Here is a 15,138-nt window from a genome sequence, read left to right as displayed (position 1 = left end):
CTGGTTCCATGAAAGATCGTTCCCGCAGTCACTGAGTGATGATGTTCGCAATGCCTGCAGAGATAAAGTCCTCTGGAACTCATCCAGTATTTATCGTGGCCGCAGCGGGTGCATTTAAATCCATCCGGCCAGCGAAGTTGAAGGAGATAGTCGAGACAGGCTTCTTCAGAATGGAACCTGCGGTCAAATTCAACTTCATTGTTTGGAAAATCTTCTATCATGGCTGGCCTCCTCTTTAAGATGAGACCAGTTTGTACCCACTACGTGACAGCTAATGTCTCAACTGGAGCGAAGTGGATAACCAGATTTTAAAATTGATCTGAGAAAGGGGGGGCTAATAAATGATCATATTGGCCCATGACGGTTCTCTTTATGGGGATTGGATTAGCTGCTACGCGGTTAACTTTGCCGTGGCTGAAGAAGACCGTAAGCTTCTCGCCTTGCATGTGCTTGACGACACGGTCAGCGCAGAGGTTGTTTCAGCCAAATTCGCCCAGCTATCTACCTTATGCCAAGAACGAAAGATTGATTTTTCCTTCCAGTTGCTTCCTCTTGGCAAAGGCGTATATCGAAGTCTGCGACAAGCAATACCTCACAACGCTAATAACCTGCTCATTTTTGGCACCCGCAGCAAAGTCAAAAAAAGGACGCTCTTACGTGGATCAATTGCAGAGAAACTGCTGCGGACACACCAGTGTCCGGTTCTTGCAATTCGAGTTGTCCAACCTGGTCTGCTTGGTTCGCCGGAAGAGTTGCTGTTGCCTCTTGCCGGTCACTGGTCTGGTGTCGCCAGAATTGAACCAATCGTCAAGCGTTTGATCCCTAGTGCGCACCGACTGCATTTGTTTCGTGCTTTACAGGTAAACCATCTCCGTCATGCACACCTCAGTATTACTCGTGAGCGCCGGTTACTGATTGCAGGACAAAATTACCTGGAAGATATCAGCACTCAGTTGACCGCAATCTTGCCGCAAAAATTCAGTCTGGAGAGCCAGGTAATGATCGCAACGGGCTGGCAGAATGCAGTGTTGACCCAGGCCAGTCGGTTAAAGGCGCAAATGATTCTTCTGGGAGTCAGCGAACGCAGCTTGGCACATAAAATGTTTTATGGGGCTGGTGTCGAGCAAGTTCTGCGCGATACCCCTTGTGATATCGGGATATATCGAGCGCCATGAGTGTTCAGCAACAAATCCAGCATCTTTCCTCAGAGCAGGTCTTCAGCGCCCTGCAGAGCAGTCCCAAAGGATTGAGCGACGAACAGGCCAGTGGGCGTTTGCGGGAACTCGGCGCAAACAGTATCGAAGTGCGCGATCCCTGGCGATTGGTCCGCAGCCTGATGCGTCAGTTGACCAACTTTTTCACCCTGTTGTTGTTTGCCTCGGCTGCGATCTGTTTTGTTGCTGAACACCTTCAGCCTGGCGAGAGCATGGCTATCCTGGGGTGGGCTTTGGCCGGTGTAGCACTACTCAATGCTCTGTTTAGCTTTGTGCAGGAATATCGCGCAGAGAAGGCGATGGCTGCGTTGCGACAGTTTCTGCCACCGATGGTTCAGGTGCAACGTAACGGGAAAGTACAGAAGCTGCTGGCCGAAGAATTGGTTCCGGGGGACCTGCTACTGCTTCGAGAGGGGGATCGCGTTCCTGCTGACGCACGTTTGGTCGCGGCGGAAGGGTTGATGGCCAATAACGCGCCGTTGACTGGAGAAGCCCAGCCGGTTGCGCTCAGTTCTGCTGTCTGCGAAAGCCGTCTGGTGGAGAGCAACAATGTAGTCTTTGCTGGTTGTCAAATCCTGCGTGGAACTGGCGAAGCAATCATTTTCGCCACTGGTCTCCGCACCGAGTTCGGCAAGCTCGCTCATCTTTCGCAGGCAATTCACCGGGATCCATCCCCGCTGGAACGTCAAACTGCGCACATGGTCCGTGTCCTGACAGTTATCGCTGTTACCCTCGGCGTCGCATTCTTTCTCTATGGTGTTTTCAGTGGACGCTCGCTCTGGGTCAACCTGGTTTTCATGATGGGAATAATTGTTGCCAATGTTCCTGAAGGACTATTGCCAACCTTTACTTTGTCCCTGGCGATGGGAAGTCTTCGGATGGCGCGCAAGAACGTGCTGGTCACCAGCCTGAATGCTGTCGAGGGGCTTGGTGCTATTCAGGTCATCTGCACCGACAAAACAGGGACTCTCACACTTAATCAGCTCGCAGTAAATCGGCTCACAGTACCCTTTACATCAAAAGATAGTGACTCTGGCGAGTTCCGTCACCGACTCCTACAAGTGGCACTACTGGCGTCAGATGTTCACCCTACTGAACAGGGTTTCAGCGGTGACCCCCTTGATGTTGCCATTGCGACAAGGTTGCAGCAGGAATGCTCTGGTGCAGAAGGCTCCTTTGACGGTCCAGTGCAATTTTTCCCTTTTGACAGCGAGCTGAAGCGGTCGGCCGGACTCGGTACAGTTTCTGGTGAGCAACTGTTTGCCGTAAAGGGGGCTTGGGAAGTACTGCGATCATTGATATCGGAAATTTACATTTCGGAGCAGGAAATCTGCCGGGTCTCAACCCGTGAATTGATGCGGATCGATACGATCTTGAGTGAACTGGCCGGCAGGGGACTGCGGGTTGTAGCTGTGGCCACGCGCCGAATGGAAGAAGGTGGGACAAAACAGTACAGCCAACAACAACTTGAACGGGAATTACGTCTTGAGGGCTTTATTGCTATTGAAGACCCACTTCGTGAAGAGGTGCCAGCAGCGATTGCCAGTTGCCATGGGGCCGGGATCGACGTGATCCTGATTACCGGCGATCATCCGGCTACCGCAGCAAGTGTGGCGGTCCAGTGCGGGATTATTGAGGAAAAAGACGACATGTCACGGGTCATGACCGGCGACGTTCTTGAGCAGTCCAGTGATCTGGAAATACAGCAGGCACTGGAACGTGGTGTGCGTATTTTTGCCCGGACCAGCCCTGCCCAGAAAATGAAAATTGTCATGGCGATGAAGAGTCTCGGTCGGGTTGTTGCCATGACGGGCGACGGTGTCAATGATGCACCGGCGCTGAAAGCGGCTGATGTCGGCATTGCTATGGGCAAAGGAGGAACGGACGTGGCCCGGGCGGCAGCTCAGATCATCCTGCTGGATGATAACTTCGCCTCGATTGTTGCCGGGATCGAAGAGGGGCGCACTGTTTTTATCAATATCCGCAAGTTTACCAACTATGTTCTGGTTAGTAACGGTCCGGAGATTCTCCCCTACCTGCTTTACGTGTTGTTGCCTGTGCCTCTGGCGCTGACGGTAATTCAAATCCTCTCTATTGATTTGGGTACCGACATCATCCCGTCGATGGCCCTTGGACAGGAGCCGCCGGAGCCGGAGGCAATGCTGCAGCCACCGCGCAGTCGGGAGTTCCACCTGCTAAGTCGTGGCTTGGTTCTGCACAGCTACCTATTTCTAGGGCTACTCGAAGCGCTCTGGTCGCTGGCTCTGTTTTTCTACGTTTTACTGGCTGGGGGTTGGCAATATGGCACTGACCTAGCGAGCAACGATCCCCTTTATCGGTCGGCAACCGGAATTGCTTTGGCGACTATTTTGTTGATGCAGATCGGTAATTTGGTTGGGCGGCGATATCGTGTCCACTCCGGGCTAGACCGGGGGCTGCTGACCAATCGCCTGCTGCTTTTAGGCATCCTGATTCAGGTTGTTTTTTCCTGGGGGCTGCTTTATTTCCCACCATTGCAGAAAATCCTGGGCACTGCCCCGGTTGCCTGGCCGGTCTACCTGCTGGCTTGGTGCGGAATTCCTCTTATTTTTGGTGCTGATTATCTGCGCAAACGAATCTTTTTGGCTACCTGACCTCTATCGATTCTTGCTGAACTTAAAGCGAGGCGATTCTTCCCTGAAGTCAGTGATGAGTTTCATTGATGCTGTGAGATCAGTTATGAAGATGTTTTTTATTGTTAATAATGAAAATTTAGATTTTACGATAAGCATAAAAACATAAGTCAACTTGAGCTAAATAATATTCCGTATCCAGAGCCAACCGCTTATGGTAAACACACCTTTCGCTCCGTTCGTCCATACAGACTCGAAGCAGGCTAGATAGAGAGTTTTTAGGAACTCCGTCTATCATGTTTTCTTCGGTTGGGATGTGCTTATCATCTATAAATGCTTCACAGGTTTTATCTGACACCTCATCCTCCTGAAAAGTGGTGATTTTCGACACAGTATCACAACTACAGCAGCATGCAAACTAGCCAATTCCCCAAGGGAAAATCCCCTCTTTTGAAAAAACGCATCTCACGAATACTTTTCCAAAAGTGGTTTTCGATTTTTATAAATACTGCATGGTGCCATGTATTGATTTCCCATGGAAAAGGTGTAAATTTTAAATGTATTTGTATTCTTCATTCAAGCTTTAAAGAGGAATTTGAAGAGTGGAGACTGTCAAGCCGCAAATCAACATAATTGCTGCTATCGGCAACAAAGTACTCTGTGAGAGCTTATGCCATACCTTGACCAGCAAGCAGGTTTCCTATACCTGCTCCACAGACATTCACCCTGAATCTAAATTAACTCCAGATATCGTTCTGTTTAATTCCGCCAATGCGATCGAATTTTTACAGGAGAAATACCCAGAGGCAAAGTTTATCCTCATGGACACTGGTTTAAAAGAGCAGGAAATAACGTACCTGCTTTTCTATCATAAAATTGAAGGCGTGATCACACCAGATACAGATTTGGATCTGTTCCTTAAAGCGCTCAGGATGGTTAACAGCGGCCAAGTTTGGATCGATAACAGGCACCTTAAATGCCTGTTGAATAGCACCAATTCTATGGCTGTCAGTAATCATATTAAAACGTTCAGTCGGCAAGATAAAAAAATTGTTCAGTTGGTCGCCCAAGGTTTGAAAAACCGAGAAATTGCTGAGAAACTTTATCTGAGTGAACACACCATTAAAGCTCACATCAGCCGTATATTTAAAAAGTTGAACATCAACCGCCGCACCCAGTTGGTTAGCCTGTTTCTGGAGTGCGGTATGGACCCTCAACATGAGTATGAATAATTGATTGGTTTAGACCTCGTCGAATAACAGACAGCATTTCACACAAAAAAGGAGAAGGCAGAATGAGCCCTGATGCCAGACGAAGGGAGATAGTGGAAGTGGAGCTGAGAAGTCTGATCGACAGTGATTTTTGGAAGTATCTCTCCGAGCACACCAGAGAAAATGTTCTGACCATGCTTGCCGAGCATGAATTGGTAAGAAGATTCAGTCCGGGCGATTCCTTCGACATCAGTAAGCGTACCTCGCATTAATTTTACGGAATCCTTTCACATAGAGTGCCAGCCGCCGTGTAGAAGTTGCCACCAACATGCCCATTCGTAGCTCGTGGATGGGCATGTTTTCGTTTGGATCGAAAAACGTGCTAAACGGCTGCTATATCCTGCCATAGTCATGCTTGGCCAATAACCCTTTTGGCTATCATCTCCTATCCTTTCGTCTTGCCCTTTCTGACTACGGAAATAGATCCCTATCGAGCATTGTGATCACCTTAGAAAGTAGGAAAATTAGTATATAAACAGGGTTTATTGGTGCATGCCGCCAAATTTTCTTGCGGAGAAAGAGGGGCGAAATGAACAAAAACTACGCTGAATACTACTACCGAATTAACCATCTTATGAACAACTTGGGGAAAGAGCTGCCTGGCCCAATGTCAGGCTTTGTCCAGTTGCATCAGTCTGCAGTCAAAGAAGGTGCATTAAATACTAAAAGTAAAGAGCTTATTGCCTTGGCTATTGCAATCACTGTCCGCTGTGATGGTTGCATTGCGTTTCATGTCCATGATGCGCTTGCCGCAGGAGCAACGCGGTCGGAAATCATTGAAACGATCGGCGTGGCGGTACTCATGGGCGGAGGCCCAGCTGCCGTTTACGGGTCAGAAGCATTGGATGCACTCGATTCTTTGGAGGAATTTGAAAAACAGAAAGAAGGTTAAGAAACCATCTTTGGATGCAAAAAGAAGCACAGCGTTTTTTGAACCTGGGAGAACCGGATATCAACAGTAAGACAAAGGGAGACAAAAATGGAAATTATGCCATGGAAACCGTTTCGGGAAATGGAGCCATTTCACAGAGAAATGGAGAGTCTTATCAACCGTGTTTTGGGGGAAGCGCTACCAGCCCGTTTCGGGGAGGAAGGATGGCTACCCCGAATGGACATCGCTGAAACCAAAGACAGCCTCGTCATTGAGGCCGAGCTGCCGGGAATGGACTCCAAGGATATCGAAGTCAATCTGTCCGGTGATATGTTGACGATTAAAGGGGAAAAGAAAACTGAACGGGAAGAAAACGGCAAGCACTACCATTGCATAGAGCGACACAGTGGTTCCTTCAAGAGGGCTTTCAGGGTACCCGCCAACGTTCAAAGCAACAAGGTCGATGCCAGTTTTGATAAGGGAATCCTGACAATTACACTGCCCAAAACCGAAGAAGCCAAAGAAAAGGAAATAAAAATCAAGGTTCACTGATTTCTCCCGGTTTCTCCCAGGGAACTACTTGTGGGCATAAGGAGTGGGCATGAGCGCGATGTTTATTAAAAGTTTGACTCACGCCCTGATGATCACCGGCTTTGTCTTTGTCATGATGCTGGTGATCGAGTACCTGAACGTGCTCAGTCAAGGGCTGTGGAAACAGGGACTGCGTGGCAGCCGCTGGAAACAGTACCTGCTGGCAGCTTTTCTTGGCGCCACACCTGGCTGTATGGGGGCTTTTGCGGTGGTCGCCCTCTATTCGCATCGTACTGTTTCGTTGGGTGCTTTGGTCACAGCGATGATCGCCACTAGTGGCGATGAGTCGTTCGTTATGCTGACGCTGATTCCTGGGACTGCCGGTGTGGTTTTCCTGCTGTTGCTCCTGGTGGGTTTGACAGCAGGGATTTTGACAGATCTTCTACTTGCAGGCGACAGCCTTTGTAAGGCCGGTGATGGCCACGAGTTTGTCCATCATCAGCAGGGAACTTGTAACTGTTTTCCCCGTGGCCAGATTGCTCAACAGTGGCGAAACTGTACCTTGGCGAGGGCTGTTTTGGTTGTTGCGTTGGCACTATTTGTATTTGGTTTGTTGACGGGGCAACTCGGGCCGCAGGTCTGGAACTGGATTCGCATCACCTTGTTGCTGACTTCTGCAGTGGGACTTTTTATTGTTGCCACCGTGCCGGATCATTTTCTGGAAAGGCACCTTTGGCAACATGTCGCCAGGCAGCATGTTCCGCGGATCTTTGCATGGACCTTTGGTGCGTTACTGCTTATGCATCTGCTGGTCGATCAACTGCAGCTTGGTGACTGGATGCAAGCGAATCGCTTATTGATGCTGCTGGCCGCCTGTGTGGTCGGGTTGGTACCGGAGTCAGGACCGCATCTGGTTTTTCTCACGTTATACACACAAGGAGCGGTTCCTTTCAGCGTGTTGCTAGCAAGCTCTATCGTTCAGGACGGCCACGGCATGCTGCCTCTACTAGCCGATTCGCGGCGAGATTTTTTTCAGGTAAAAGCGATCAACCTGTTGGTTGGCCTTTTGGCCGGAATGATTGGCTTCTTTACAGGTTGGTAGAAATATGGAACCTGATGAAAAAATGGCGTGGCTCACCATGGTTACTCATATGCTGCTGCTGATGACAATAAAATTTATTCTTGCAGTAAGAAGCAAAGCATTTCACATCATGTCTTTGTGAAAGGAGAAACATATGTCCTCTGAGAAAAAAGGACGGGAACCATTCGAAGCGCTTCGCGGCTCTTTGGTTGGCCTGGAAAAAGTGCAGCATGTATTGGCCGTAGCCAGTGGCAAAGGTGGGGTAGGTAAGACGACCCTGGCAGTGAACATCGCTCTTGCTTTAGCCCGGCTAGGTCAACGCGTGGGACTTTTGGATGCGGATGTCTATGGGCCGAGTGTTCCAGTCATGTTGGATCTGGATGAAAGCCCGGGTCGAGAAAACAATATGATTATTCCGATTCGCAAATTCGACCTTAAAATCATGTCACTGGGCATGATCGCCAAAGAGGGCCAAGCTTTCATCTGGCGAGGACCGGTGGTGATGACGGGATTCCGCTGATGGTCTCGGAGCCCGAGTCTGAGATCGGACAAACTTTTCTAGCCATCGGGCGGAATATTGTATCAAGGGAAGAGCATAGAATAAGTAAAGGAGGACAAAAATGAGACTCTGTATAACGTCAACAGGTAAAGAGATGGACGCAAAGGTTGATCCCACCTTTGGCAGGGCACCCTATTTTGAGATTATCGATACGGATACCAATGCAATGGAGCTTATTGAAAATACCGCTGCCAGACAAGGGCAAGGAGCGGGGATTGCCGCTGCTCAACTTGTCGCGGACAAAGCTGTCGACGGGGTTCTCACTGGCCATGTTGGCGGCAATGCACTCAATGCATTTCGAACTGCCGGGATTAAGCTGTTTGTCGGCGCTTCTTCTCAGGACACTGTCAAGGAAGCTTTGGCCAAATTCAAGCAAGATGAATATGGCGAACTAACAGAGCCTGCAGCAACCTTTCCCTGCGGGCCAGAAAGGGGACTAGGTCCTGGACGGGGCAGGGGTTTGGGGCGAGGCAGAGGAAGATGTCGGTAGCTCCTTTTGAGAAGTTGAGCGCCGAAGTTATTGCGGCCTATCACGAAAAATCCTTTTCGACGCCGGTTATCGGAGTAACCGGTGGCAAGGGCGGGGTCGGCAAAACTACGGTAGCGATCAATCTTGCTTGCGCTTTGGCAGACAAGGGGCATACGGTCGCCCTGGTAGATGCAGACGTTGACGCTCCAAATGCAGCCATATTGCTGGGGATGGCCTTAACAGACGCCAGCGACGTAACGACTACAGTGCCGCTTTTTAATGCCGATAAATGCACCTCTTGCGGTGCCTGCGTGGCAGCTTGCCGCGTTAATGCCTTATTCCTTCCCAAAGGAAAAACGCCGGTGCTGCTGGGAGCCTGTAACGGGTGTGAAGCCTGCCTGCTGGTTTGTGAGTCGAATGCTATCGATCGCGGTAAAAAAAACGTGGGTAAGATCTATAAGACCACGCAGGGGAATTTGACTCTTTACACCGGTGAGTTGCTGCCCTCGCTGGAGGAAAGTGCAATTGTCGTCAAAAAACTCAAAGAGCAAGTGTTTCTTGAGGCAAAAGAGTTTGACATTATCGTTATCGACACCTCGCCCGGAGCGCATTGCAATGTCATTCTCGCCTTGCAGGGGGCAGATCGCGTTATTGCTGTCACCGAACCGACGCCCCTCGGAGCCCACGACTTTGAACTTATTTTGCAACTGTTGGATGTCTTCCAGCTCAAAGGCACAGCCTTTTTGAACCGGGCCGACCTGGCTGCGCCGCAGGCCATGATCCAACGTATTGCGCAGGAGCATAAGGTCGCTATCGCTGCGGAACTCAACAGCGATGACTTGTTGATCAAAAGCTATGTGTCTGCAACACCGATTGTGACCATGTCACCGGAGTCTGATAGCGCAACGGTTTTTTCTCGCTTGGCTGATGAGATTTCCAGGGAGTTTCTGCCATGAAAGAAGTCGTTATCCTCAGTGGTAAAGGAGGCGTCGGCAAATCATCCCTCGCGGCTTCGCTGGCGGTTCTCGCTGCCCGCAATTCTAAAGTATTGCTGACCGATACCGATGTCGATGCCCCCAACCTCGACCTGGTTTTGGGGGCAAAACTGAGAGGTTCCGAGCAGATAGCAGCATCAGTTAAGGCTTTTGTCGATTATGACAAATGCCTCGGTTGCATGAGGTGCCGGGACGTTTGCAAGTTTGCTGCGGTTATCGGCGATGAGCAGCCAATCATCATTCCATATTCCTGTGAAGGCTGCGGTGCCTGCGCCATCAGCTGCCCTGCGGACGCCATCGAGATAAAAGAAGTCGTCAATGGACAGCTTAACCTGTTTGACGCTGGAGGCACGTTGCTGGTCGCCGGAGCTCTACATATCGGAGAAAGCAGTTCCGGACGACTGGTTGATACAGTCAAGAAAAGGGCAAGACTGGAGGCAGAGAAATTCCAAGTAGAAACGGTTATTACCGATGGCCCGCCGGGGATCGGTTGCCCGGTCATTGCCTCGGTTAAAGGTGCTGATTATGTCGTTCTGGTGACCGAACCAACCCCGGCAGGGCTCAATGATCTGCAACGGGTAATCGAGGTCGTCAGGCATTTTCAAATACCACTGGGAATTGTACTGAACAAGGCCGATATCCACCTGGAATCGAACCGGACCATTAAAAAGTTTGCCCGGAACAACGGCTTTTCCATTCTGGCTGAGATTCCATACGACAAAAGCATGTCGCTGGCGCTGGCAAAGGCTCAGCCAGTTGTCTGCGCCTATCCCGCAGCCCCAGCTGCGTTGGCGATCTGCACACTCGCCGGAGTTTTAGAGAAGAAATTAAATGAGCTGCCGGGAAATCTGAATGGCTGAGAATAATCAGTTCTCACAGCAGAAAAGCGACCGAATAGGTCTGGATGACTCGGTTGAAATTATCGGTGCTGAATCATTGGGTGTTCGTGGTTTGTGTTGTTTGGTTAAAACGGAAGACCGGCGAGTATTGATCGATCCGGGAGTGGCTTTGGGATATCGCCGGCTCGGACTGCTCCCTCATCCACGTCAAGTTGCCGAGGGGGAAAGGGTCCGGCGCAGGATCATTTCCGCTTTAACGGAGACAACCGATGTGGTGTTCAGCCATTTCCATGGCGACCATGTCCCTCTGCGCGAGGCGAACCCTTACCAGCTGGCAATAAGGGAACTACCGACGACCTTACAGTCCCTTGCTGTTTGGAGCAAATCAGCTGATGACCTTGGCGAAAAGATGGCGCGTCGCGCCCAGGACTTGGAAGAGCTGCTGGGGCTGTCCCTGCATGCGGCGGAAGGGCAGTCGGTTGGGCCGATGAGTTTTTCACCCGCGGTACCGCACGGTATCAAGGGGAGCCGACAAGGAGCGGTGATGATGACCCGGATTGATCTGGGGAGCAAAGTCTTTCTACATGCGTCCGATATCCAGTTGTTGGATGCGGAGACCATCGATTTTATCCTCGACTGGCAGGTTGATATCGTCCTCGCAGCCGGGCCGCCTCTTTACCTTGAGGCGCTCACAAGCGAACAGCGAACCGCGGCAAGGAATCAGGCCCTGCGTTTGGCGCAAAATGTCGATGTTTTGATCCTTGACCACCACCTGATGCGTGACCAGAAAGGGCCCAAATGGTTGGACAGCCTTTCAGCGGAAGCCGGGAAAAAGGTTTTTTGCGCAGCTGATTTTATGGGCAGAAAACGTCTTCTTCTTGAGGCCGAAAGGACTGAACTCTATAAAACAATACCTGTGTCGAAAGACTGGCATGACAAGTACGCAGAGGGATTGATCAAGGCTGAAGAGTATATTCCCGCAAGCCGCTTTTCTCTGCCCTGATCTGCCTACTTTATTATCTCTGCCTTGCAGGAAAATGAAAAAGAGGGTTATTTAACCATGAGTCTATCTGAAATTACATTTGGCCCGGTCCCATCTCGGCGCCTCGGTCGTAGCCTTGGGATTAACAACATCCCTCCCAAAATATGTTCTTACTCATGCGTCTATTGCCAGGTGGGTCTTACTTCTCGCCGAGAGACAAAACCATGCACCTTTTTTCATCCAAAAGAAATTTCACAGCAGGTAGAAAAACGTGTTGATTCTCTCTGCCGCCAAGGTGAGAGAGTCGACTATCTCACCTTTGTCCCCGATGGTGAGCCGACTCTGGATAATCGGCTTGAGGAAACTATTGAACTTCTCCGACCTCTTGGGATCAGAATTGCCGTTATCACGAACGCATCTCTTCTTGGACAACCAATGGTCAAAAGGGCTCAATTAAAGGCGGATTGGGTTTCGGTAAAGATTGATTCAGTTGACACGAGGCTTTGGCGAAAAATTAACCGTCCTCCCAAACAGTTGCAATTAGATATGGTTTTGAGGGGGATTCAAGTATTTGCAGACGAGTTTGAAGGTACCCTCGTCAGCGAAACAATGCTACTGGAGGGCCTTAATGACAAAGTGGATACTCTAACTGAAACTGCTGAGTTTATAGCAAACCTCTCTCCACAGAAAGCGTATCTGGCCATACCGACAAGACCTCCAGCGGAGAAATGGGTCAAACCGCCTAGCCATGAAAATTTCCTTTCAGCCTATCAAACATTCCAAGAGAAGATCTCGAATACAGAGTGTCTGATCGAATATGAAGGTGAAGATTTTGTCGCTGCAGGCAATATTCGAGATGAGATGCTGAGAATCACTTCTGTTCACCCCTTACGTGAAGAGGCAGTTGCGAAGTTATTAAGTGATGCCAGTGCTGGCCCTGAAGTCATCGATGGTTTGATGAAAGAAAAGAAAATTACGATGACGGAATACCGGGGAAAACGATTCTACTTGAGAAATTTCCATCTGCCATAAATTTTATAAAAAACTATTTCTTATCACATAATTTTTCATATTGCTCAGGATATTTTTCTTTCATGCATTCATTGCAGATACCATGACTAAATTCGACAAGAGAATGTTCAGATATATATTTTTCTAACTTATTCCAGTATCCTTTATCATCACGGATTCCTTTACAATACATGCAGATAGGCAAAATACCCCGGAGTGTTTTAATTTCTTCTGTGGCCTTTTTTTCGTTTGTTGTGTCAATAAGGGTACAGGCTAAATAATCTTTATAAGTTTTTCGCTCACCTTGAATTTTCAAATAAATTTCATCTTTACGATTGGCTTTAAGCCAAACAGATAATACCTGGCCTTCAGGTTTATAAAAAAATGAATTTAGTTGCTGCAGAAAATTTGCAGAAGATTTCTCAGACAAAAGGTCGCCCAAAAAACTATTCTTCAGTTCTGCAATTGATCCAGCGCAAAAACTGGCAAAAGTTTCATTGAGCTCCCGGATACACCCTTTGCTATCCAGAGTCACGTAACCGACAGGGGCTTGATGATATAACAGGTCTCGCTGCTTGATAGTTTCACGCAGGTCCAACTCAATCTCACGAGACATAAGCCATTTGCTGCTTAAGGCGTGAACAAGCTGCATGACTTCAACATTTTCAAAAGGCTTCTTCAGGATAATGAGGCTGTCCGTTTCACCTAAAGATTTTTGGATCTCTTCCCAGGAATAATCGGCGTAGGCAGTACACAAAACGACCTGTAAAGCTGGACTGACTTTCCAGATATTTTTGATCGTTTCAATTCCATCCCAGCCCGGTGGCATGCGGCTATCAATAAAAGCAACGGAGTAAGGCTGCCCCTGCTTTTCAGCTTCAACAACCATTTTGAGAGCTTCTTGCCCCTGAGAGGCGAAATCAACCTCGTACTTATTTGGCGTATGGGGGGAATTTGATTTTCCTAAAATAGAAGCTTCGAGGGAAAGCAGGGCATCGACAAAGTCTTCCCCACATAAGATTTTCCTGAAATCGGCGTGAATTGAAAGGTTGTCGTCGACAACAATGATACGAGAGGGGTTTTTCTTATCATTACATGTCATCTGTCGGTTCCCTTCAGAAAGGATGTGACAATGTGAAAATTAGCATATTACTTAAAATTCTGACAGTTAGCTAGCTTTCTAATAACCTATAATGAGCATTGACAAATCTTAGAGAAGGGTAATATTATGCAAATTCCTATATACATATCTCGAGAGGACACGCATGAAGAAAAACTATCTGTTTTGGATCGCCGTTTGCTTTTCCCTCGTTTTCAACTGCTCGTTGGCTTTTGGCTCTCAGCAAGGCGTTGAAATTCAGAACGTCACACTGCAAGAAAGTATTGATCAGGCTCTGGAAAATAACCGCTCCAGACCTGCATCCCGCTACGCTGTTGCCATGGCTGAAGCGCAGCATAAACAAGCGCTTTCTGCTTATTGGCCGCAGGTCAGTGCCACGGGTGGCTATGAAATAAAAGACGACGATCCGAACTTTATATTTCCGGCATCCAATATTTCGTTACCGACTATTACTATTCCTGGGCTTGGTGCGCTTCCTCTCGATTCGATTGAAGTTCCTGTGCAGGACGTCAAGTTGATGGACAACGAATCCTGGAAGGCATCGCTGGAAGCGCAGTGGCTGCTTTACGACGGTGGCATGCGCAAGGGCTACAGTGAGCAGACCGCCGGCCTTGTCGAGATGATGAAGCAGGAAGTACGTCGCACTGATCTGGAACTCATCGACACAGTCAAGCGTTACTACTTCGGTGCGGTGCTCGCGACCAAGCTGCACAACGTCGGCAAAGAAACTTTTGAGCGGATGGAAGCAACCCTCAACCTGACCGAGACCATGTACAAAGAGGGCAGCGGTTCGGTGAAAAAGACCGACTGGCTCGACAATAAGGTCATGGTCGAATCGATCCGTTCGATGGTGGCACTGCTGGAGAAAAACGAGTTGATGGCCCAGGCGGCCTTGGCCAACGTTATCGGACGCCCATGGCACGAAAGCGTCAAGCCGATCGACAGCGAACTCTTCTATACTCCCTTTGGCAGCGAGCTGGATCAGATGGTCAGCTCTTCTTATCAGTTCAGTCCCGACTGGGGCAAACTCGAATCTGCCCTGCGTGCGGCAGAAGGAGGGGTGCGGACAGCGAAGAGTGGTCACTATCCGAAGGTTGCAGTCACTGGTGAACTGTTCAAGTGGTGGAACGATTATGACGGTGGCATGTCGACCGACAAAAACCGCGAAGGTTGGACCATCGGTTTCGGCGTGCAGATTCCTCTCTTCAGCGGTTTTTTGACCAAGCATAAGGTTGCAGAAGCGAAAGCTCGTGTTTCTCAGTTGAAAGAGCAGCGGATGCTGCTCAAAGAAGGTATCGGCCTTCAGCTGAAAGATGTTTTCCTTTCTTTGAACGCTGCCGAAAAGGCTTTCAATGCCTCTCAAACGGCCATGGAAGCATCGACAGAAAACCGCGATCTGAATACCCGTGCCTATCAGCACGGCTTGGTGGAAACGGAAAAAGTTATCCGTGCGCAGCTTGTCGAAGCTCTTATGCAGGCGCAGCACTATAAAGTCCGTTACGACCATATTGCACTATGTTCCAAGGTTAACCTGATTGTCGGAACTGAGTGGGAAAATCAGCTGAAAGGGCAGTAACAGCTCA

At 49.2% G+C, this 15,138-nt stretch carries 17 protein-coding genes; 14 read left to right on the top strand and 3 right to left on the bottom strand.

Translation table 11 applies throughout. The features are described from left to right. Positions 1-221 (bottom strand): transposase (locus tag BUB13_RS18705; RefSeq protein WP_139249429.1); only part of this gene is annotated, 221 nt, incomplete at its 3' end. 120 nt (positions 222-341) lie between these two features. On the opposite strand from BUB13_RS18705, the gene BUB13_RS17795 reads away from it, so the two are divergent. Further along, on the top strand, positions 342-1,175 hold the full coding sequence (locus tag BUB13_RS17795) for a universal stress protein (protein WP_072910109.1): 834 nt from the start codon (positions 342-344) through the stop codon (positions 1,173-1,175). After that, positions 1,172-3,847: a cation-translocating P-type ATPase gene (locus BUB13_RS17790; protein WP_072910108.1), complete on the top strand. Its 2,676-nt coding sequence runs from the start codon at positions 1,172-1,174 to the stop codon at positions 3,845-3,847. Before BUB13_RS17795 ends, BUB13_RS17790 begins: the two co-directional genes overlap by 4 nt. Before the next feature lie 118 nt (positions 3,848-3,965). Here the strand turns inward: BUB13_RS17790 and BUB13_RS18870 are convergent, their stop codons facing one another. Continuing rightward, positions 3,966-4,184, bottom strand: coding sequence for a hypothetical protein (locus BUB13_RS18870; protein ID WP_139249430.1), 219 nt, complete (start codon positions 4,182-4,184; stop codon positions 3,966-3,968). Between the two features lie 244 nt (positions 4,185-4,428). Here BUB13_RS18870 and BUB13_RS17785 point away from each other — a divergent pair, with 244 nt between their 5' ends. From BUB13_RS17785 to BUB13_RS17735, 11 genes are all read left to right on the top strand, one after another. Next, complete coding sequence (locus BUB13_RS17785; protein ID WP_072910107.1) at positions 4,429-5,058, top strand: response regulator transcription factor; 630 nt, start codon at positions 4,429-4,431, stop codon at positions 5,056-5,058. A 62-nt stretch (positions 5,059-5,120) separates the two neighbouring features. Next, complete coding sequence (locus tag BUB13_RS17780) at positions 5,121-5,309, top strand: hypothetical protein (protein WP_072910106.1); 189 nt, start codon at positions 5,121-5,123, stop codon at positions 5,307-5,309. A 317-nt stretch (positions 5,310-5,626) separates the two neighbouring features. Further along, positions 5,627-5,989, top strand: a complete 363-nt coding sequence (locus tag BUB13_RS17775; RefSeq protein WP_072910105.1) for a carboxymuconolactone decarboxylase family protein — start codon at positions 5,627-5,629, stop codon at positions 5,987-5,989. Between the two features lie 87 nt (positions 5,990-6,076). Further along, positions 6,077-6,520: an Hsp20/alpha crystallin family protein gene (locus tag BUB13_RS17770; RefSeq protein WP_072910104.1), complete on the top strand. Its 444-nt coding sequence runs from the start codon at positions 6,077-6,079 to the stop codon at positions 6,518-6,520. Between the two features lie 49 nt (positions 6,521-6,569). Then, positions 6,570-7,601, top strand: coding sequence for a putative manganese transporter (locus BUB13_RS17765; RefSeq protein WP_072910103.1), 1,032 nt, complete (start codon positions 6,570-6,572; stop codon positions 7,599-7,601). Positions 7,602-7,734: 133 nt separating this feature from the next. After that, entirely contained in the window at positions 7,735-8,100 is a 366-nt protein-coding gene (locus BUB13_RS17760; RefSeq protein ID WP_084092293.1) for a P-loop NTPase, read from the top strand. 133 nt (positions 8,101-8,233) lie between these two features. Then, entirely contained in the window at positions 8,234-8,629 is a 396-nt protein-coding gene (locus BUB13_RS17755) for a NifB/NifX family molybdenum-iron cluster-binding protein (RefSeq protein WP_161947666.1), read from the top strand. Beyond that, on the top strand, positions 8,620-9,564 hold the full coding sequence (locus tag BUB13_RS17750; protein WP_084092292.1) for a P-loop NTPase: 945 nt from the start codon (positions 8,620-8,622) through the stop codon (positions 9,562-9,564). The genes BUB13_RS17755 and BUB13_RS17750 overlap by 10 nt, the downstream gene beginning before the upstream one ends. After that, positions 9,561-10,463, top strand: a complete 903-nt coding sequence (locus BUB13_RS17745; RefSeq protein ID WP_072910101.1) for an ATP-binding protein — start codon at positions 9,561-9,563, stop codon at positions 10,461-10,463. Before BUB13_RS17750 ends, BUB13_RS17745 begins: the two co-directional genes overlap by 4 nt. Continuing rightward, entirely contained in the window at positions 10,456-11,445 is a 990-nt protein-coding gene (locus BUB13_RS17740; RefSeq protein WP_072910100.1) for an MBL fold metallo-hydrolase, read from the top strand. Before BUB13_RS17745 ends, BUB13_RS17740 begins: the two co-directional genes overlap by 8 nt. Before the next feature lie 57 nt (positions 11,446-11,502). Continuing rightward, entirely contained in the window at positions 11,503-12,456 is a 954-nt protein-coding gene (locus tag BUB13_RS17735; protein ID WP_072910099.1) for a radical SAM protein, read from the top strand. A gap of 13 nt (positions 12,457-12,469) precedes the next feature. Here BUB13_RS17735 and BUB13_RS19315 read toward each other — a convergent pair whose 3' ends face one another. Next, entirely contained in the window at positions 12,470-13,537 is a 1,068-nt protein-coding gene (locus BUB13_RS19315; protein ID WP_072910098.1) for a response regulator, read from the bottom strand. A 163-nt stretch (positions 13,538-13,700) separates the two neighbouring features. Here BUB13_RS19315 and BUB13_RS17725 point away from each other — a divergent pair, with 163 nt between their 5' ends. Further along, complete coding sequence (locus BUB13_RS17725; protein ID WP_072910097.1) at positions 13,701-15,131, top strand: TolC family protein; 1,431 nt, start codon at positions 13,701-13,703, stop codon at positions 15,129-15,131. Positions 15,132-15,138: the final 7 nt, after the last annotated feature.

This window comes from Malonomonas rubra DSM 5091 (assembly GCF_900142125.1).
In the GTDB taxonomy this organism is placed as follows: Bacteria; Desulfobacterota; Desulfuromonadia; order Desulfuromonadales; family Geopsychrobacteraceae; genus Malonomonas; species Malonomonas rubra.
Note: the sequence above shows the minus strand (reverse complement) of the source record. Positions and strands in the feature narration are given on the sequence as shown.